Below are 18,759 nucleotides of genomic sequence, written 5' to 3'. Positions count from 1 at the left end.
CGACGATCGCCTCGACCTCACCGCGCCTCGATGCGACGCCAGGCCGTGCGATCGCACGAGCGATCGCCGCTGCGGTGATTGCCGCAGCGGGCCGCGGGCCCCACGTATTCGGCGCTTTGCTTTCACGGGTCCATGTGGTCTGCTCCGCTATGCACATTCGCAGCGCGCTCCCGACTTCCTTCGCCTTGCTGGTCGCCTGCGGCGACTCGGCCGTGACGACCACCGACACCGACACCTCGACCGGCACCGACACCTCGACCGGCACGACCGACACCGACGCGACGACGACGACCGCCACCGAGACCACCGTCGCGCCGCCGACGACCGGTGAGCCGCCGACGACCGGGGACATCACGACCACCGACGACACCACGACCACGACCACCACCGGCGAGACCACCACCACCGGCGACCCGGTCGACACCACGAGCGACACGACCACCACGACGTCGACCTCGACGGGCCCCGACACCACCGGCGGCACCGACACCACCACCGACACCACCACCGGCGACGTGCCGCCGGACCTCGACGCGCTGGTGGTCGGCCTCGACGGCGGCGTGCGGGTCGACTGGCTCGGCGGCGGCGACGGGGGCATCGAGCACAGCACCTACTGGGGGCTCGTGAAGGGCAGCGCCGAGTACGACGCGCTGCCGGCGAGCGAGCAGAAGAAGGTCGACGCCATGAAGGCGAGCATCCTGCACAGCGCGCAGCGGGTGCCGACCAGCGAGACGCCGGGCGTCGAGGTGACCGGCGCGCTGACGATCGAGGGACGCACGCAGGAGATCGTGCTGGCGGTGCCGACCGACTACAACGGGCGCCTCGTGGTGCTCGGCACCCCGGGCACGCGCAACGAGTGGTCGAGCCACGGCGTGCTGCTGGCGTGGCTGGTGTCGCAGGGCTACGCGGTGGTCGTCGGCAACAAGGGCATGACCAACGGCGGCGTCGACGGCAACGCGACCATGCTCAACAAGCAGCACCCGTCGCAGCACTGGGGCACGATGCTGCTCGACCTCGGGCTGTGGGCCGGCGAGCGGCTCACCGCCGCCTACGGCGAGGCGCCGGTCGCGGTCTACGCCGCGGGCCTGTCGAACGGCGGCTACCAGGTCCGCCGCGCGCTCGAGCTCGACCGCCTGCGCGTGCTGCAGGGCGAGCCGGCCGTGTTCGCCGGCGGCCTCGACTGGGCCGGCGTCTACTGGCCCGACGCGCGGGTGCTCGACACCGACGCCGACGACGTCGTGACCCCGGCCGAGCTGGCCGCGGGCGACCACCTGATCCGCACCAACGAGGCGGCGGCGCTGACGATGCGCTGGGCCTACGACCCGCTGACGGAGACGACGCCGGCGAACTACGCCCAGATCCCGCCGTACCCGAACGCGCAGGCCGGGATGCAGGCCGCCGGCTTCGACCCGGCCTCGGCGACGATCTGGGGCGCCTACAACACCGCGTTCGACTACCTCAAGGGCTTCGGCCTGCCGCAGTTCAAGGGCGTCGGCTACTACAACTTCACCGGCTACGTGTTCCGCGCCGAGCTCATGGGCCACGACGCCGCCGAGGCCGCGGCCTACTCGTGCTACACCGGCCCGAACGACGAGCCGCCCGCGATGTACGAGTGGCTGGCGCAGGCCCAGGACGGCGGCTTCACCGAGGAGCACGTCGAGTGGGCGCTGCTCAACGCGACCACCGGCGAGTTCTCGGCCCCGCTGATCAGCGTCCACGGCGACGGCGACGGCCTCAACGGCCTCGGCGCGCACGCGCTGAGCTACCGCGCCGCGGTGGCGGCGTTCGGCACGCCGTCGCAGCACCGCCTCTACGTCGTGTCGCACGGCGGCCACGTCGACGCCCACAGCGACGGGGTCGGCCTCGACTTCGACTTCGACGGCACGATCGGCGAGGAGGGCGCGGCCGACCGCTTCGTGCTGATGCAGCCCTACGCCGAGCGCGCGTTCCTCTACCTGGTCGACTGGGTCGAGAACCAGGTCCCGGCCCCGGCCGGCAAGACGATCGCCACCGATCCCGCCAACGACGTCCTCGACGCCGAGGCGCTGTCGTTCTAGCGCGCATGCACGGACCGTCCTCGCGCCGCCCGGGCGCGAGGACGCGACGCGCCCCGGGATCCCGACGTCGGCCGCGAGCCGCGGCCTTCGCTCGGCCTGCGGACGCCCCGGCAACGCGGGCCCGGGCGAACGTCCGCGAGCGCTGGTCCACAGGAACATGTTCAATCGAACATGCCCGTTCGTGCATGTCTCATCGAACATTGGGGCGGCCTCGCTGGGGCCTCGGCCCGGCGTGCTCGCAGCATGCTGCCGTCGCCGCGCCGCACGACCTCAGGGGCACTTCACCGCGCCCGGCACGTTGGCGGGGTCGGCGTACCACTTGCCGTCGCTGCCCTGGTACAGCGGGAACGCGGTCGACATGCCGTACTTGGCGAACAGCGCGGTGTAGGTCGCGTCCGCCGTGCCGTAGCCGTGCGGGTAGCTGGCGAAGCGCGAGAAGTGCCCGCTCATCGTCGCCGTCACCGCCTGCACGTACGGGGTCGACGGCGTGCAGGGCTCCTCCCCGGTGTCGCCGCTCCCGGTGTCGCCGCTGCCGGTGTCGTCGCTGCCGGTGTCGTCGCTGCCGGTATCACCGCTGCCGGTATCACCATTGCCGGTCTCGCCGCCCCCGGTCTCGCCGCTCCCGGTCTCACCATTGCCCCCGCAGTCGGGGCAGATCCGGCGGTTGTGGGTGCTGAAGAAGTCCGCCAGGTACCACGCGTAGTTGACGTGCTTCGGCGACACGTACGACTTGTCGGTCCCCGCGCCGCTGCCGGCCGGCCACGCGTGGCCCAGCCCGGTGGCGCGGATCTGCGACACCCGCGGCCCGTCGGCGTCGGCCCACAGAAGGCCCGTGCCGGCCGGCTGGTAGCCCTCGAGGTCGGCCACGCTGAAGCCGCCCGCCGACGTCGCCCCGTACAGCTGGGCCATCACCGCGGCGTTGAGGTCGGCGTAGCCCTGGGCGACCACGTAATCGTTGGTGCCGGCGAGCACCGACGTGAGCTGGGTGGCGAAGGCGCCGCTGTGCGAGCCGGCCAGGCTCGTACACAGCGAGCTGGCCGCCTGCTTCGACGTCGAGACCGAGCCGATCTGCGACGAGCTGGTGCCCACCGTCGGGCCGGCGTCGATGCCCACCCCGGCGAACACGTCGGGCGCCACGCAGCCCATCACCATCGCCATGCCGCCGCCCGACGACAGCCCGGCGACGTAGACCTGGGCCGGGTCGACGTCGAGCGCCGCGTCGGCGGTGAGGTTCGCGGCCAGCTGCAGCAGCGCGCCGGCGTGGCCCTGCGTGCGCGAGTGATTGCCGCCGAAGTAGTCCCAGCAGCCGAGCAGCACCCCGCCGTTCGGCGCCCCGGGGACCGCCACCACCATCCCGTAGGCCTCGGCCGCGCTGGCCCAGTTGCCGAGGTCGCGGAACACCGTCGCCGACTGCGAGCAGCCGTGCAGCGCGATGAGGAGCCCGCGCCCCTCGCCGACCACGCCGGCGGTCGCCGGGGTATAGACATACGTCGTCATCCCGGCGACGGTGCGCGACGACCACACGCCGTCGGCGGCCGCGGGCGCGGGGTCGACGAGCAGGCCGACGGCGGCCGCGGTGACGAGAATGGGGGCGAATCGATGCATGGCCGTGTCCTCCGGTGCGGTGTTGCTATTGCGCGGTCCAGGCCCCGTCCATCGTCCACGCGACGCCGCGGACCTGCGCGGCCGCGTCGCTGCTGAGGAAGCAGACCAGCTCGGCGAGCTGCTCGGGGGTGACGAATTGGCCGGACGGCTGCTTCTCGGCCAGGAGCGCGTCGCGGGCCTCGTCGAGGTCGATGCCGCCGGAGATCGCCCGCGCCTCGACCTGCGCCTGCACCAGCGGCGTCAGCACCCAGCCCGGGCACACCGCGTTGCAGGTGATGTTGGTGCGGGCCGTCTCGAGCGCCACCACCTTCGTCAGGCCGACCAGGCCGTGCTTGGCCGCCACGTAGGCCGCCTTGTGGGCCGACGCGACCAGCCCGTGGACCGAGGCGACGTTGACGATCCGGCCCCAGCCCTTGCGGCGCATCCGCGGCAGCGCCAGCCGGGTGGTGTGGAACGCCGAGCTGAGGTTGATCGCCAGCACCGCGTCCCAGCGCTCCGGCAGGAACTCCTCGACCGGCGCGACGTGCTGGATGCCGGCGTTGTTGACGAGGATGTCGACCCCGTCGAACACGTCGTCGGCGTAGCGCATCATCGCCTCGACGTCCGCCGGCTTCGCCACGTCGGCGCCGTGGTGGGCCACGCGCGCGCCCGACCGGGCCGCCGCGTCGCGGACCGCCGCGAGCGCGCCGTCGACGTCGCCGAAGCCGTTGAGGAGCACGTTGGCGCCGCGCGCCGCCAGGGCGCCGGCGATGCCGAGACCGATCCCGCTCGTCGAGCCGGTGACGAGCGCCGTCTTGCCCGCGAAATTCGTCATGGTCGTTGTCCTCCTGCGAAGCTGGGGTCGTGGGCGCGGATGAATTCGCGGACCGCCGGGTAGATCGATCCGCGCCAGCGCGCGCCGGAGAAGATCCCGTAGTGACCGGCGCCCTCGGCCGTGAACCGCTGCTTGTCGGCCTCGCGCACCCCGGTGCACAGCCCGAGCGCCGCGTGGGTCTGACCGGGGCCGGTGATGTCGTCCTCGGCGCCCTCGACCGTCAGCACCGCGGTGTCGCGGATGTCGCCCGGGCGCACCGGCTCGCCGGCGACGTGCCACGTGCCGCGCGGCAGCGCGTGCTCCTGGAACACCAGCCGCACCGTCTCGAGGTAGTAGAGCGCGTCCATGTCGAGGACCGCGTTGTATTCGTCGTAGAAGCGCTCGTGCGCGGCCGCCTGCTCGTCGCGCCCGCGCACGCGGTCGAACCAGTAGTCGCGGTAGGCGGTGAAGTGGCGGCGCGGGTTCATCGACACGAACGCGGCGAGCTGCAAAAACCCCGGGTACACCCGCCGGCCCTCGCCCGGGAAGCCGGCCGGCACGCGGTGGATCAGGTTCGTCTCGAACCACGCCAGCGGCCGCTCGGTCGCCAATCGATTGACCTGCGTGGGGTTGATGCGCCCGTCGATCGGCCCGCCCATCAGCACCAGCGACGGCGGCGTGTCCTGCCCGGCCGAGGCCATGCGCGCGACCGCGGCCAGGGCCGGGACCGCCGGCTGACACACGGCGATCACGTGCGTGCGCGCCGGGCCGAGCGCCCGCAAGAACCGCTCGAGGTGCAGCACGTAATCGTCGAGCCCGAAGAAGCCGGCCGACAGCGGGACCTCGCGCGCGTCGGACCAGTCGGTGACGTAGACGTCGTGGTCGGCCGCCAGCGAGCGCACGGTGTCGCGCAGCAGCGTGGCGAAGTGGCCCGACAGCGGGGCGCACAGCAGCACCCGCGGGTCGGCGGCCAGCTGCGCGGCGACCCGCACCTCGTCGCTGCGCCGCGCGAAGCGGACCAGCCGGCACCACGGCGTCGACGCGACCACCTCTTCACGCACCGCCACCGTCTGCCCGTGGGCCTCCACCGCGTCGATGCCGAACGCCGGCCGCGGGTGGTCCTTCGTGATGCGCCGCAGCAACTCCCAGCCGGCCGCAGCGGGCCGCCCGAGGCCCGCCGGCGCCATCCGCAGCAGGTCCGCGTTCACCCGGGACAGCCCGGCGAGCGGTCGCAGCCAGCGGCGTTGCAGGTCGTGGAGCTCGTAGAGCATGCAGGCCCGCAGCATGCCGCGACCCTTGCTGCACTGCAACATGGATCGGCTTAATTGGGCGGATTCTCGAGCCGGAGGCAAGCAGGAGATGCTGCGCCGCACAAACCGCGGGCCTTCTGCGAGTGCAGGCGCCGGCGCGGCCGCGAGCGCGGCGGCCTCACGCCGCCGACCTCATCGCCGGCCCGCGGCCCGGCGAACAGGGCCCGGAAGCACCCGCTGCGACCTTCTTCGAACAGCCGGAGCGTGGACGCTTCAAGCCGCGGCCGAGCGCGCAGCCTTGAGGGCGTTCGCCCACCACAGCAGATCGTCGAGCAGCCTGTCCGCGTCGCCGTCGCTCTTCGCCAGCGCGCTGGGGATGTCGCCGCCGGTGAAGTGCGCCATCAGGGTCTCGCGCGGCAGATGCACGGCGCTGCGGATCGGCGCCATCTGCAGCTCGACGGCGATCTCGCGCAGCTGCTGGACGCTGCGGGTGCCGCCGGCGCTGCCGTAGCTGACGAACCCGATCGGCTTGCGATGCCACTCCGGGTAGACCCAGTCGATCGCGTTCTTGAGCACCGCCGGCGGCCCGAAGTTGTACTCGGCGGCGATGACGATGAAGGCATCCGACGCGGCGATCGCCGCCGTCCACCGCTGCACCACCTCGTCGGTGTAGGGCGCCCGACCGGGCATCGCCGGCGGCACCGCCTGGTCGAAGAACGGCAGCGGGAAGTCGCGCAGATCGAGGAGCTTCGCGGTCACGCCCTGACGCTTCGCCAGGTGAGAGGAGATCCAGCGCCCCGGCTTGTCGCCGAAGCGACCCTCGCGGGTGCTGCCGATGATGATCGAAACCGTGGTCATGTCTGCTGCTCCTGCCGAATGAACGGCGGCGGGAAGATCGTGCGCGGACGAGCGGCCCGACCCGAGCGCGCGAGCGCTGCCGGGACCTCGCCACGAGATCGGGGGTCGCTCACCCTCGGGCGCGCTGTCGATGGGGCCGTGCCGCGCTCGCCCTGCAGGTATAGTGCGCCGCACGAGCGACCCGCAAGGAGGCACATCCATGTTACCTGCGCACAACGGTGAGCGCTGCCTGGCGATCCGCGAGGTCCTGAGCCGCATCGGCGACAAGTGGAGCGTCCAGATCGTCGGCGCGCTCGGAGCCGGGCCGAAGCGCTTCGCGGAGCTGCTGCGGAGCATCGAGGCGATTTCCCGACGCATGCTCACCCTGACCCTGCGCAACCTCGAGCGCGACGGCCTCGTCCACCGCAAGGTGTTCCCGACCGTGCCTCCCGCGGTCGAGTACTCGCTCACGCCGCTCGGCGAGACCCTCCTCGAACCGGTGGCTGCCCTCGCGGCGTGGGCCAGCGACAATCGCCTCGCGGTGCAGACGGCCCGCCACAAGTTCGACGAGCGCCCGACCCCGCCGGCCCAGGGCCATGAATGACACGAGCCCGCCGCGATTCGTACCAGCATGTCCCGACCATCGTTCGTCTCGAGCGAACTCGACGCGGGGCGCCTCGCCGACGTCTCAGCGGCGCGTCAGCGTCGGCGTGAGCAGGTCGCCGATCCCCACCCGCTGCGCGAACTCGACGCGGACCCGCTCGGCGACCTGGCTGACCTCGGCGAAGCCGTCGCCGAGGAAGTCGACGATCGTGCGGAACGGGCGCTGGCCGGCGGGCAAGGCGACCACGCGCGCGACCTCGTCGGCGACCGCCTGCGGGTCGGCGCCTTCCGGCGTGAGCGCCGACAGGCGCTCGCCGATCGCGTCGAGGATCCCTTGATAGCGGGCGTCGTAGGCGGCGACGGTGGCGGCGTCGGCCGGCTTGCCGGCGTTGAGGAAATGCGAGGTGCCGCGGGTGAACGCGCCCGGCACGACGATCGTGGTCTCGAGGCCGAAGCGCGCCGTCTCGAACGCGTAGTCGACGGCCAGCGAGTCGAGGGCCGCCTTGGCCGCGGCGTAGGGGCTCATGAACGGCGGACGGCCGCCGCGCGTGGTGGTGCTGCCGATCCACAGGAGCAGGCCGAACTGCTGCGCGCGCAGGTGCGGCAGCGCGGCGCGGTTGACCCGCTGCGCGCCGAGGACGTTGACGTCGTAGGCGCGCATCATCTCCTCCGGCGCGAACGCCTCCGCGGGACCGATCGACAGGTGGCCGGCGTTGTGGACGAGGACGTCGAGGCGGCCGTGCACGGCGTAGATGGTGTCGATCGCCAGGTCGGCCGACTGCTGCGATTGCACGTCGAGCTCGAGCGGGCGCAGGTCGACCCCGTGGGCGGCGGCGAACTCGTACAGCTCGCGGACCGCCGGGGCGTTGCGACCGTCGAGGTCGCGCATGCCGGCGTAGACGGTGTGGCCGGCGCGCGCGAGGGTCCGCGCGCTGAGCCTGCCGATGCCGCTGGAGGCGCCGGTGACGAGGATGATGGCGGGATTCATGGGAGTACCTCGATTCGTGGTGCTGCGATGGAGAATGGGCGCTCAGACGATGCCGCCGTTGACGCGGAGGGTCTGGCCGTTGACCCACCCGCCCTGCGGCCCGGCGAGGAAGCTGACGACGTCGGCGATGTCCTCGGGGCGACCGAGCCGCTCGAGCGGCGCCATCCTGGCCAGGTGCGCGACCTGTTCCGGGCTCTTGCCGTCGAGGAACAGGTCGGTGGCGGTCGGCCCGGGGGCGACGGCGTTGACGGTGATCTCGCGGCCGCGCAGCTCCTTGGCGAAGATGTTCGTCATCGTCTCGACGGCTGCCTTGGTGGCGGCGTAGACGGCGTAACCCGGCAGCGCGAGGCCGACGACGCTGGTCGAGAGGTTGACGATCCGGCCGCCCCTGCGCACCCGCGTGGCGGCGAGCCGCAGGGCGTTGAAGGTGCCCTTGAAATTGGTATCCGTCAGTCGATCGAACAATGCGTCGTCGGTGTCGCCGATCGGCACGAGCCCGGGCTGGATGACGCCGGCGGTGTTGACGAGCACGTCGACGCCGCCGAAGGCCGCCTCGGCGCGGTCGAACAGGGCGGCGACGGCGGCCGGGTCGGCGACGTCGGCCTGCACCGCGATCGCGCGGCCGCCGGCGGCCTCGATGTCGCGGACGACCTGCTCGGCCGCGGCGACCCGCCCGGCGTAGTTGACGACGACGGCGAACCCGTCACCGGCGAGCCGCCGGGCGATGGCCGCGCCGATCCCGCGAGAGGAACCGGTGACGAGCGCGACCTTGACGGTGGGAGCGGAGGGAGCAGCGATGTCGGCGTTGTGCATGCCAGGAAGATGCCGCCGGGGCTCGCTCCCGGGTAGCCAGACGCCGCGTCTATCGCTTATTCAGAAACCGAATGACGCCCTTCGACGACCTGACGCTGCTCCGCGACTTCGTCCAGATCGTCGAGAGCGGCAGCATCTCCGCCGCGGCGCGCACGCTGAAGGTGCCGCAGCCGTCGCTCAGCCGACACCTGCGCGCGCTCGAGGACAGCTGCGGGGCGGCGCTGCTGCGCCGCGACACCCACGGGATGTGCCTGACCGAGGCAGGCCACCGGCTGCTGGCCGACGCGCGCGTGCTGCTGGCGCTGGCCGAGGAAGCAGCGCAGCGGCTGCACGCGGAGCAGGCGGCGCTGCACGGACACCTGCGCCTGTTCGCGACCATCGACTTCGGCCAGTTCACGGTGACGCGCCTGCTCGGCCGGTTCTTGCAGGCGCACCCCGGCGTGACCGCGGAGCTCGGCTACACCAACCGCCCGGCGACGATGATCCAGGAGGGCTACGACGCGGGCGTACTGGTCGGCGAGCTGACCGACGACAGCGTGGTCGCGCGGCCGGCCGGCAAGCTCGTGCGCTACGTGGTCGCGGCGCCGTCGCTGCTGGCGCGCCAACCCGCGGTCAGGGAGCCCGCCGACCTGCGCGGCTGGCCGTGGCTGTCGCTGGCGGGCGCGCAGTTCGGCAGCGCGACGGCGGTGACGTTGACGGCGCCGAAAGCGGCGGCGCAGACGATCGCGATCGCCCCGGTGCTGGTGTCGGAGGGCGTGACGAGCCTGCGCGAGGCGGCGCGCGCCGGCATCGGCGTGGTGGTGCTGCCGGACTGGCTGGCCCGCGAAGACCTGGTCTCCGGCCGGCTCGTGCGCGTGCTGCCGCAGTGGAACGCGCCCGAGCTGCCGGTCCACGTGATCTACCCCGGCCAGCGCCACCTGCCGGCCCGCGTGCGGGCGTTCGTCGACTTCGCGGTGTCGTACATGACGACCGAGATGCACGCGGTCGCGTGAGCCGGTCAATCATTACATGTCCGCATGGACATGTCCCCTGTCACTCCTGGCCCTCCTGCCCCTCCTCGATCACCCCGAGCGGCAGGCGGCGGTCGGCGACCGCGTCGGCGCCCCGGCGGACGCGCACCAGCGTGCCGGCGTCGCCGGGCTGCTCGCGCAGCGAATTCCAGCCCGGCGGCACCTTCGGGGCGGTGAGCGCGTAGACGCGGGCGGCGTCCTTCGGCGACAGGTTGATGCAGCCGTGGCTGCGGCGCTTGCCGAAGTCGTCGTGCCAGTACGAGGCGTGCAGCGCGTAACGCCGGTGGAAGTACTGCACCCACGGGACGCCGTCGACGTAGTACGGGTCCTCGGCGTTGGGGCCGCTGCGCATGGGCGAGATCGCCAGCTTCTCGTAGATCCGGAACAGCCCCAGAGGGGTGCCGGTGCCGCCGGCGCCGCTCGAGATCAGGGTGACGAACTCCGGCGATTGCCCGCGCATCACCGCCAGCGTCTGCTGCCCGAGCTCGACGTCGATCCACAGCTCGTCCGGCCGGACCTCGGCCAGCTCGGGGCCGGGGATCCAATAGTTCATGTCGGCCGCGACCACGTAGGCCTTCGCGCCCGACCCGCCGCCGTCGGGCACCGCGTACCACGAGTCCTCGCCGACGACGATCGGCTCCGGATCGATCTCCAGGGTCGCGTGGTAGTCGACGACGGCGACCTGGGGCGCCGAGGGGTGCGGCCGCTCGCGCAGCACCGCGGGGCGGCCGACGGCCCACGCCGGTCGCAGGCCGGCAGCGACCGGCGCGCGGGCCAGCTCGCGCCCGGCGAACACGCTCGGCGCGGCGATCTTCATGTCGCGCGCCGGCGTGGCCCGCTCCTCGGCGTCGATCAGCATCAGGCCGGCGCGGCGGGTCTTGGTGCGGACGAAGGTGTACTGGCGGTCGGGCTCGAGCCAGTCGAGCGGCGGGTCGCCGCGGACCAGCGCGTAGCGGTCGAGGTAGCGCGGGACCCTGGCGATCGCGCCGGTCTTCTTGTCGAGGATCTTCGGCCGCGCGTAGATGAACGGCAGCATCTGCCCGTCGGCGAGCTCGGGCTGGATCTGCGCCGGCCCCTTGCCGACGGCGGCGTACTCGAGACAGACGTACCCGCCCTTCTCGACCCTGGCCCAGCCCTCCCCCTCGCAGTCGGGTCCGGGCTCGAGCGAGAAGATGGCGAACGGCCGCTTCGCCTCGGTCCGCCCGCGCCGCTCGGCCCGGCGGTGCGGGGCGGCGTAGACGATCGTGCCCGACTTCACGACGCGATAGCCGATCGGCGCGGAGGTCGGGGCCGCGTCCTTGCCCACCGCCGTCGGCGTCGGCTCGGCCCCTTGCGTGGGCGGGGGCTCCGTGGTGGCCGGGGCGGCCGAGCTCTCGTCCCTCACCGTCGGCGCGCTGTCCGGGACCTCCGACAGCTCGTCCGGCGGCGCCGAACAGGCGGCGAGCACGGCCGCCACGACCGGCACACGGAAACCAAAGAGTCGGGACGCCGGAGCACCTCGCGGCGGGCGCAGCATGGGGACGATTGTCCGCTGCTCCGCGCGTCGCCGGCAAAAAACCGGCGCAGCAAAGAGTCACGCGCTCCCCGGGCCGCCACCGTCGTTCCGCCGCCTTGCCGACGTCCGCGAGCGACCCGGCGCCACGCGCGCCGGAGCGCGCGCGCGCGCCCCCGTCGCCCCGGCCCTCGAGGACATGTCCCTCAAGACATGTTCGTCACTCGCCGAACGGCACCTCGATCTCGGTGACCGCGGGGTAGTCGAGCGGCACCGTCACCGTCACCGGCTGATCGGCCTCGATCGCGCCGGACACGTAGCAGCCCATCTCGGGGTCCGGCTCGGCGCACTCGCAGGCGCCGGCGCACTCCTTGTATGCGGTGACCGTGATCTCGTAGATCCCCGGCGGGCGCCGGACGCCCCGGATGCACTCGCCCGCGCAGCCCGGCCCTGGCGCGCACTCGGCCGTGATGTCGAGGAATTCGACGTCCTGCTGCGACCACCACACCTCCAGGCGCGCCCCCGGATCGAGGCGCAGGCCCGGCGGCGGGCTGCAGGGGTCGCACTCGCGCACGCAGTCGCCCTCCATCACCGATTGGCAGTCGGGAGGCGCGCAACCGGTGAGCACGGGGACCGATTCTCCCTGGCTGTTGGTGATCTGCAGCGGCGGTACGCCCACGCAGCCGACCGCTTCGAACCAGAGCGGCGCCGCGCCGTTGTTGGCGAGCGTGATGACCACCAGCTCGCCGTCGTCCTCGTCGTCCAGGTACGCCTCGCACATCAGCGCGCCGGTCGTCGGCGCCGCGTCGGTGCTCGTGCCGCTCGTCGGCTCGCCGCCGGTGGGTTCGCCCTCGGTGCTGGTGGTCTTCTCCGAGCCGCACGCCATCGCCAGACACGCGCTCGCGGCCAGCATCATCCCAAGTCGTCGCATGATCGCCTCACTGCGCCGACCGTAGCGCAGCCGCGTCCGACTCGTCCAATCTCGCGTCGCATCGCGCGAGTCAGGCCTCACGGCGGGCGCGGACCGGCGCGGCATGGATTCGCCGCGTCACGGCCCTACTACGTGGGTGAAGCAGCGACGCAGCGAGCCCACCATGAGCCCGTGAAGCGCGGGCGTGTCGTCGATCGACCTCGAGCACCTCCCGCGACCTGGCCATCGACGGCTGCGCGCTCCGGCTCACCGCGCGATCGAGCCAGCGGGCGCTTCGCGTCCGCGGCGCCGGCTGCGGCGGAGCTCGCTCGTCGCTGCCGCTACGTCGGCGGCGCCGAGCATCTCGGCGCGGTCGCACGATCTGCAGCACCGCGCAAACCAATCGCCGTTCTGCGCCGTCGAGGCCGCCGGAGCGCCGCGGTGATGGGCCGTGCGAATGGTACGAGCCTTGCTATTCGATCGGCGAGGAGCATCGAATGACCACCACCATCGCCTTCATCGCCGCGTTCCCCGGATTTGCCACCAACATGCTCGGTTGGTTGTGCGGCGCGCTCGTCATCGTCGGCGTGTTTCTGTTCAACCGCTACCGCCTGCGTCACCGGTCACAAGAATGACCGCCATCAAGGCCGCCTGCCGGTCGACGATCGCAACAACTGCGCCGCGGCGCAGGCCGTTCGTCTCCGCCCACGGCCCCGGCGAGGAATCGCTGCCGTAACGCCTGGCACGTCGCTTGCTGACCATGCGGCACATGCCCGCCGCTCGCGTGGTCGATTCGGCGCGGGGGTCCTCGCGCGCCGCGCCCCCGGCTCACCGCCGCCCGTAGGTGTGCAGGCGGTACTGGATCGTGCGCACGCTAATGTCGAGGATCTCGGCCGCGCGGGCGGTCGAGCCGCCCACCGCGTCGAGGGTCGAGAGGATCGCGTGGCGCTCGATCTCCGCCATCGTCGCGCCGGGGATCCGTACGCCGCCCTGGACGTCGGGCGCCTGCTCGAACGGCAGGTGATCGGCGTCGATCACGTCCGCGTCGCACAGCACCACCGCGCGCTCGATCGCGTTCTCGAGCTCGCGGACGTTGCCGGGCCAGCTGTGGCGGGCGATCTTCGCCTGCGCGCGCTCGCTGAAGCCGCGGATCGACGCGTGGTTCTCGGCGACGAAGCGCTGCAAGAAGTGCTCGGCCAGCAGCAGCGAGTCGCGCCCGCGCAGGCGCAGCGGCGGCAGCTCGATGTGGACCACGTTGAGGCGATAGAACAGGTCTTCGCGGAAGCGGCCCTCGCGGACCTCCTTCGCCAGGTCGCGGTTGGTGGCGGCGATGACCCGGACGTCGACCTTGATCGACTCGCCGCCGCCGACGCGCTCGAACGTCCGCTCTTGCAGCACGCGCAGCAGCTTGACCTGCAGGGTCGGCGAGATCTCGCCGATCTCGTCGAGGAACAGGGTGCCCTTGTCGGCCTGTTCGAAGCGGCCGATCCGCTGGCGATCGGCGCCGGTGAACGAGCCCTTCTCGTGGCCGAACAGCTCGCTCTCGAGCAAGGACTCGGCCAGGGCGGCGCAGTGCAGGGCGATGAAGGGCTGCTTGGCGCGCGGGCCGAGGGCATGGATCGCGCGCGCCAGCTCGCCCTTGCCGGTCCCGCTCTCGCCGGTGAGCAGCACCGTCGCCCGCGCGCCGGCCACCTGCTTGGCCGTGCGATAGACCTGCTGCATCGCCGGGCTGGTGCCCAGGAGGCCCTGCAGCCCGCTGCCGTCGCGCTCGCGCAATTGCCGGCGCAGGTTCTCGGCCTCGTTCCGCAGCGCGCGCCGCTCCATCGCCCGCCGGATCGCCAGCACCAGCCCGTCGATCTCGACCGGCTTGGTCTGGTAGTCGTCGGCGCCGGCCTGCATCGCCGCGACCGCCGACGCGACCTCGCCGAACGCGGTCACCACGATCACCGGGATGTCGCGGTCCTGCTCGCGCAGCCGCTTGAGCAGCTCCATGCCGTCCATCTTCGGCATGCGCAGGTCGGTCACGACCACGTCGGGCGCGAACTCGGCGGCGGTGCGCAGCGCGGCGGCGCCGTCGGCCTCGATGCGCACGTCGAAGCCCTCGTGGCGCAGGAGCTTCTCCAGCCCCTGGCGCGCGCTCGGCTCGTCGTCGACGACGATGATTCGCGGCTTGTTCGGTTCCTGCGCCATTACGAGGCCTCCACGCGCGACCGGCTCGCGCTGTCGGGCGGGCCGTCGAGCGGCAGCACGATGCGGAAGATGGTGCATCCGCGCTTGCTGTCGACGTCGAGGGTGCCGCCGTGGTCGGTGACGATGCGGTACGAGATCGACAGGCCGAGGCCGGTGCCCTGCGGCTTGGTCGAGAAGAAGGCGTCGAAGATCGGGGCGTCGGCGGGGATCCCGGGGCCGTCGTCTTCGATCTCGAACGACGCCGTCTGCGGCTGCCGCCGCGCCCGCAGCACCACCCGGCCGGCCCTCGCCTCGGCGGCGACCGCCTCGATCGCGTTCTGCGTCAGGTTGAGCAGCACCTGCTCGAGCTTGGCCCCGTCGGCCTCGATCTCGATCGGCTGCGGCGGGACGTCGAGCACCACCGTCACCCCGTGCTGGTGCGCCTGCGCGGCGACCATCTGCGCCGCCCGCTCGAGCAGCGTCTGCACCATCACCCGCTTGAGCAGCAGCGGCTTCGGCCGCGCGAACGCCAGGAACTCGGTGACGAGGCTGCCGAGGCGCTTGATCTCGTCGGCCACGACGCCGACGGTCTCGATCAGCTCGGGGTGCGCGCCGGACTTCTTGAGCGAGCGATCGAGGTAGGTGACGTGGAGCTGGGCGCCGTTGAGCGGGTTGCGGATCTCGTGGGCCAGGCCGGCCGCGAGCGTGCCGACCGCCGCCAGCTTCTCCTGCTGCTTGGTGCGGGCCAGCAGCGCTTTTTCGTCGGTGGTGTCGCGGCCGATGGCGAACACGCACACGTCGTCGCCGCTCGACGGCGCGTGCGTGAGCTGCCACAGCACGCTGCGGCGCTGACCGCTGCGCGTGCTGACCGCGGTCTCGATCGCCCGGCTCACCACCTCGCGCTCGCTCGCCTGGCCCTGCGCGGCCGCGAAGCGGCGCAAGATCTCCCGCAGCGCCGCGCCCTCGCCGGTCTCGTCGATCGCCAGGCAGTCGAGCAAGGAGCGGCCGATCACCTCGTCGCGCGCGAAGCCGGTGATCCGCTCGGCCTCCTGGTTGAACAGCAGGATCGACCCCTGCGCGTCGAGACCGACGATGATCACGTGCGCGAGCTCCACCGCGTTGACGTAGCGGTGCTCCGTGCGCGCCAGCGAGGCGCCGAGCGCCTGGCGCTCGAGGCGTTCGACCTGCTGGATGCGGGCGACGAAGTTGTCGCGGTAGCTCTCGAGCATGATCGCCAGCTCGAGGTCGAGCAGGCGAGAGATCGCGTCCATCACCGCGAGGCCCGACGGACCCGCGGCCTCGGCGATCTTCAGCAGCGACGAGCGGATCAATGCCATCGCCGTGAACATGTAGCGCTGCGGCAGCCCGACCTTGACGTGGACGCGGCCGATCTGGGCCGTGTCCTCGAAGTAGGCCTCGTCGTAGCGGCCGCCGAACAGCCGCTCCATCCACAGCACCAGCGACCGCTGCAGCCGCGCGATCTGGGCCTCGCCGGTGAACACCGCGTGCGCCTCGTCGTGCTGGCGGATCCGGTCGTAGAACTCCTGGGCGATCCGGGCGAAATGAGGCGCCGCGACGTCACGGAAGGATCGCAGCAGCGCCGCGTCCTCCCCCGCGAACGCGACGTAGCGCTTCAGCTCCTCGAAGCGGGTCTCCGCGGCAGGAGGGTCCCGGGCTGGAAGACCGTGGCTCGGCAGGGGAAACCGTCGCTCTCGCTGGATTCGCGTGAAAATTACCATCTCGACCTGCGCGGCAACAAGGGCCCGTATCCCCGCCAATTCGGCCTCACGCGCCGCCGTCCAGCAGCCGCAAGAGCCCGGCGTAATCGAGCGGCTTGGTGACGATCCGGCAGCCCGGCGCCGCGCCGAGCGCGAGCCGCTCGGCGACCTGCGGGTGAGCCGTGACGAGCACGAGGCGCAGCGTCGGATGGCGCGCGTGGATCCGCCGCAGCGTCTCGACCTCGCCCGCGCGCGCCGGCGAGACGTCCATCACCAGCACGTCGGGTCGCGGGCCGCGCTCGACCCGGGCCTCGGCCGCCGCCGCGTCGGCGGCGACCTCGACGACGAAGCCGTCGACCCGGAGCAGCTTGACCAGGACGCTCGCCGTCTTCGGCTCGCCGTCGACGACGAGGACCGACACCGGTCGCTCGATGACGACGCCGGCCAGCACGGGCTGTTGGATTGCGCATCGGGTCATGGGTCGAGGTCGAGGAGCATCGAGCAAGCGTCATGCCATCGTTCGTCGGACGTCTTTGTGGGCCCACGGCGGCCGAACTCTGCATCGCGCGCGAGTGCCTTGCGCGCCCGTGCAGAACCTGCACGTCGCGCCTCGCCGCCGCGCCCGTGGATCGGCGAGGCCACGCACGTCGACCGGCCCCGCCGGCTTCTTCCATACGTCGCGGTCCCGCGACTGGCGGCCCGGTTCTGCGCTCCGCGCAAACCATGCACCTTCACGCAACCGCTGCACCTCGCCCGCCGCGAACCTTGCGTGCTCACCGGCCCGCGATCTGGCACGCGGGTTGCTGAACCTCGGAGGTCGACCTTCTCGCCGCCGGCGAGCCGCGCGACGAACCTGTCTTTGAGGACATATCCATGCCGAACCCGAGCCCCGCTGCCCCACGGATCCTCATCGTCGACGACGAGCCGGGCGCCCGCTCGGCGCTGTCCGCCCTGCTGCGAGAGGAGGGGTACGAGGTCCAGTGCGCCGCCGACGGCTACAAGGCGCTCGGGCGGGCCGACGAGTGGCGACCCGACATCGTCCTCACCGACGTCAAGATGCCCGCGCTCGGCGGCATCGAGCTGCTGGCGCGCCTGCGCGAGCGGCTGCCCGAGGTCGCGGTCGTCGTCATGTCCGGCTTCGGCTCGGTCGAGGGCGCCGTCGAGGCCATGCAGCTCGGCGCCGACGATTACCTCAGCAAGCCGCTCAACTTCGAGCAGGTGCTGCTCACGCTCCAGCGCATCGTCGCCGGTCGGGCCCTCGCCAGCGGGGTGAAGGAGGCGCGCGCGGCCGCCGGCGCCGAGGCCGGCGCCGACCTCGTCGGCCAGAGCCGGGCCCACCGTGACCTGGTGGCGCTCGCCGGGCAGGTCGCCGAGGCGCCGGTCTCGCTGCTCATCACCGGCGAGCGCGGCGCTGGCAAGCAGCACATCGCCCGCCTGATCCACCAGCTCAGCGGGCGCCCGGGCCGGCTCGTGCGCGTCGGCTGCAGCACCGCCGACGAGGCGACCCTGAACGACGAGCTGTTCGGCGCCGAAGGTCGCGTGCTGGCGGCCCACCGCGGCACCCTCCTGCTCGCCGACGTCGACGCGCTGCCGCTCGCGCTGCAGGCTCGCCTGCTCGCCCTGCTGCAGGATCGCTGCGTGACGCGGTTCGGCGGCGCCCGCCTCGAGATCGACGTGCGCGTCATCGCCACCGCCCGCCACGATCTCGCGGAGGTGGTCGCGCGCGGCCGGTTCCGCCAGGATCTGGCGGACCGCCTGCAGGTCGTCAGCCTCCGCGTCCCGGCCCTGCGCGAGCGCCGGGACGACATCCCGCTGCTGGCGACCCACTTCGTGCAACGGCACGCGCGCAAGCTCGGCAAGTCGGTCACCGGCTGCGCCGAGCGGGTGCTGCAGATCCTGTTCGGCCTCGACTGGCCCGCCAACGTGCGGCAGCTCGAGCAGTGCATCGAGCGGGCGGTAATTTTGACGCGCGGCCGCGAGATCGAGCCGAGAGACCTGCCGCGCGAGTTCACCGCCGCGGTGCTCGATCAGCGCAACGCGCCGGTGATCCCCGGCGCCAGCCTGTGGGACATCGAGCGCTACGCGATCCTGCAGACCCTCGAGCACACCGGCGGCAGCACCAGCAAGGCGGCCCGGATCCTCGGCATCTCGGCGCGCAAGATCCAGTACCGACTCCATGAATACGGTCGCACGAAGCCGGGCTGCACGCCCGCCCGATCCGCCGACGCGTCCGCACCGGCCGCGCGGACGCAGCGCGCCGAGGCCGACGGCGACGGCCGGGGGACCCGGCTCGACGCGTGATTGCGTGCAGGTGCATGATCTGCACGCAGCGGCCCGGCGACCCCGGCAGAATCGCCATGATTCTCTCGCGGCCATCGCGGGTGCGGTGATTGCAGATCCGCGGATCGACGACAGGAGCAATGATTCGTATCGTCGGCGCCTCATTCCGCCGCGGTCGCGTCCGGGCCCGGCGCGCCGCCCGCGGCCATCGATTGGCTCGACGACGCAATGCGA

Annotated in this window: 16 protein-coding genes; 5 read left to right on the top strand and 11 right to left on the bottom strand. The window is 72.5% G+C overall.

Annotation, left to right across the window (positions count from 1 at the left end; translation table 11 throughout):
* The first annotated feature begins 149 nt into the window (after positions 1-149).
* Positions 150-2,057 (top strand): alpha/beta hydrolase family protein, encoded by a 1,908-nt coding sequence (locus tag NAEX_RS22715; protein ID WP_170135927.1) that lies wholly within the window; start codon positions 150-152, stop codon positions 2,055-2,057.
* 270 nt (positions 2,058-2,327) lie between these two features.
* Here NAEX_RS22715 and NAEX_RS22710 read toward each other — a convergent pair whose 3' ends face one another.
* From NAEX_RS22710 to NAEX_RS22695, 4 genes are all read right to left on the bottom strand, one after another.
* Entirely contained in the window at positions 2,328-3,662 is a 1,335-nt protein-coding gene (locus tag NAEX_RS22710) for an extracellular catalytic domain type 1 short-chain-length polyhydroxyalkanoate depolymerase (protein WP_096329567.1), read from the bottom strand.
* A 25-nt stretch (positions 3,663-3,687) separates the two neighbouring features.
* Positions 3,688-4,476, bottom strand: a complete 789-nt coding sequence (locus NAEX_RS22705) for a 3-hydroxybutyrate dehydrogenase (RefSeq protein ID WP_096329566.1) — start codon at positions 4,474-4,476, stop codon at positions 3,688-3,690.
* Positions 4,473-5,768: a polyhydroxyalkanoate depolymerase gene (locus tag NAEX_RS22700; protein ID WP_211302457.1), complete on the bottom strand. Its 1,296-nt coding sequence runs from the start codon at positions 5,766-5,768 to the stop codon at positions 4,473-4,475. Before NAEX_RS22700 ends, NAEX_RS22705 begins: the two co-directional genes overlap by 4 nt.
* A gap of 210 nt (positions 5,769-5,978) precedes the next feature.
* Positions 5,979-6,563, bottom strand: a complete 585-nt coding sequence (locus tag NAEX_RS22695) for an NADPH-dependent FMN reductase (RefSeq protein WP_096329565.1) — start codon at positions 6,561-6,563, stop codon at positions 5,979-5,981.
* A gap of 199 nt (positions 6,564-6,762) precedes the next feature.
* Here NAEX_RS22695 and NAEX_RS22690 point away from each other — a divergent pair, with 199 nt between their 5' ends.
* On the top strand, positions 6,763-7,146 hold the full coding sequence (locus tag NAEX_RS22690; protein WP_096329564.1) for a winged helix-turn-helix transcriptional regulator: 384 nt from the start codon (positions 6,763-6,765) through the stop codon (positions 7,144-7,146).
* An 84-nt stretch (positions 7,147-7,230) separates the two neighbouring features.
* Here NAEX_RS22690 and NAEX_RS22685 read toward each other — a convergent pair whose 3' ends face one another.
* Both NAEX_RS22685 and NAEX_RS22680 read right to left on the bottom strand, forming a co-directional pair.
* Positions 7,231-8,133, bottom strand: a complete 903-nt coding sequence (locus tag NAEX_RS22685) for an SDR family oxidoreductase (RefSeq protein ID WP_096329563.1) — start codon at positions 8,131-8,133, stop codon at positions 7,231-7,233.
* 42 nt (positions 8,134-8,175) lie between these two features.
* Complete coding sequence (locus NAEX_RS22680; RefSeq protein WP_096329562.1) at positions 8,176-8,946, bottom strand: SDR family oxidoreductase; 771 nt, start codon at positions 8,944-8,946, stop codon at positions 8,176-8,178.
* Between the two features lie 71 nt (positions 8,947-9,017).
* On the opposite strand from NAEX_RS22680, the gene NAEX_RS22675 reads away from it, so the two are divergent.
* Entirely contained in the window at positions 9,018-9,938 is a 921-nt protein-coding gene (locus tag NAEX_RS22675; RefSeq protein WP_096329561.1) for a LysR family transcriptional regulator, read from the top strand.
* A 40-nt stretch (positions 9,939-9,978) separates the two neighbouring features.
* On the opposite strand, the gene NAEX_RS22670 is transcribed toward NAEX_RS22675, so the two are convergent.
* The gene (locus NAEX_RS22670) at positions 9,979-11,403 is read right to left on the bottom strand and encodes a L,D-transpeptidase (protein ID WP_143825607.1); all 1,425 of its coding nucleotides are present in this window, start codon (positions 11,401-11,403) and stop codon (positions 9,979-9,981) included.
* Between the two features lie 265 nt (positions 11,404-11,668).
* On the bottom strand, positions 11,669-12,379 hold the full coding sequence (locus NAEX_RS22665) for a hypothetical protein (protein WP_143140245.1): 711 nt from the start codon (positions 12,377-12,379) through the stop codon (positions 11,669-11,671).
* Positions 12,380-12,855: 476 nt separating this feature from the next.
* On the opposite strand from NAEX_RS22665, the gene NAEX_RS50540 reads away from it, so the two are divergent.
* Positions 12,856-12,993, top strand: a complete 138-nt coding sequence (locus tag NAEX_RS50540; protein ID WP_170135925.1) for a hypothetical protein — start codon at positions 12,856-12,858, stop codon at positions 12,991-12,993.
* A 193-nt stretch (positions 12,994-13,186) separates the two neighbouring features.
* Here NAEX_RS50540 and NAEX_RS22660 read toward each other — a convergent pair whose 3' ends face one another.
* The 3 genes from NAEX_RS22660 to NAEX_RS22650 are packed head-to-tail and all read right to left on the bottom strand — an operon-like array spanning position 13,187 to position 16,723.
* Entirely contained in the window at positions 13,187-14,548 is a 1,362-nt protein-coding gene (locus NAEX_RS22660) for a sigma-54-dependent transcriptional regulator (RefSeq protein WP_096329558.1), read from the bottom strand.
* Positions 14,548-16,266 (bottom strand): protoglobin domain-containing protein, encoded by a 1,719-nt coding sequence (locus NAEX_RS22655; protein WP_096329557.1) that lies wholly within the window; start codon positions 16,264-16,266, stop codon positions 14,548-14,550. The genes NAEX_RS22660 and NAEX_RS22655 overlap by 1 nt, the downstream gene beginning before the upstream one ends.
* Positions 16,267-16,312: 46 nt before the next feature.
* Positions 16,313-16,723 (bottom strand): response regulator, encoded by a 411-nt coding sequence (locus tag NAEX_RS22650; protein WP_096329556.1) that lies wholly within the window; start codon positions 16,721-16,723, stop codon positions 16,313-16,315.
* 395 nt (positions 16,724-17,118) lie between these two features.
* Here NAEX_RS22650 and NAEX_RS22645 point away from each other — a divergent pair, with 395 nt between their 5' ends.
* Positions 17,119-18,546, top strand: a complete 1,428-nt coding sequence (locus tag NAEX_RS22645) for a sigma-54-dependent transcriptional regulator (protein ID WP_096329555.1) — start codon at positions 17,119-17,121, stop codon at positions 18,544-18,546.
* The last annotated feature ends 213 nt before the right edge of the window (positions 18,547-18,759 follow it).

It is taken from the genome of Nannocystis exedens (assembly GCF_002343915.1).
In the GTDB taxonomy this organism is placed as follows: Bacteria; Myxococcota_A; Polyangia; order Nannocystales; family Nannocystaceae; genus Nannocystis; species Nannocystis exedens.
Note: the sequence above shows the minus strand (reverse complement) of the source record. Positions and strands in the feature narration are given on the sequence as shown.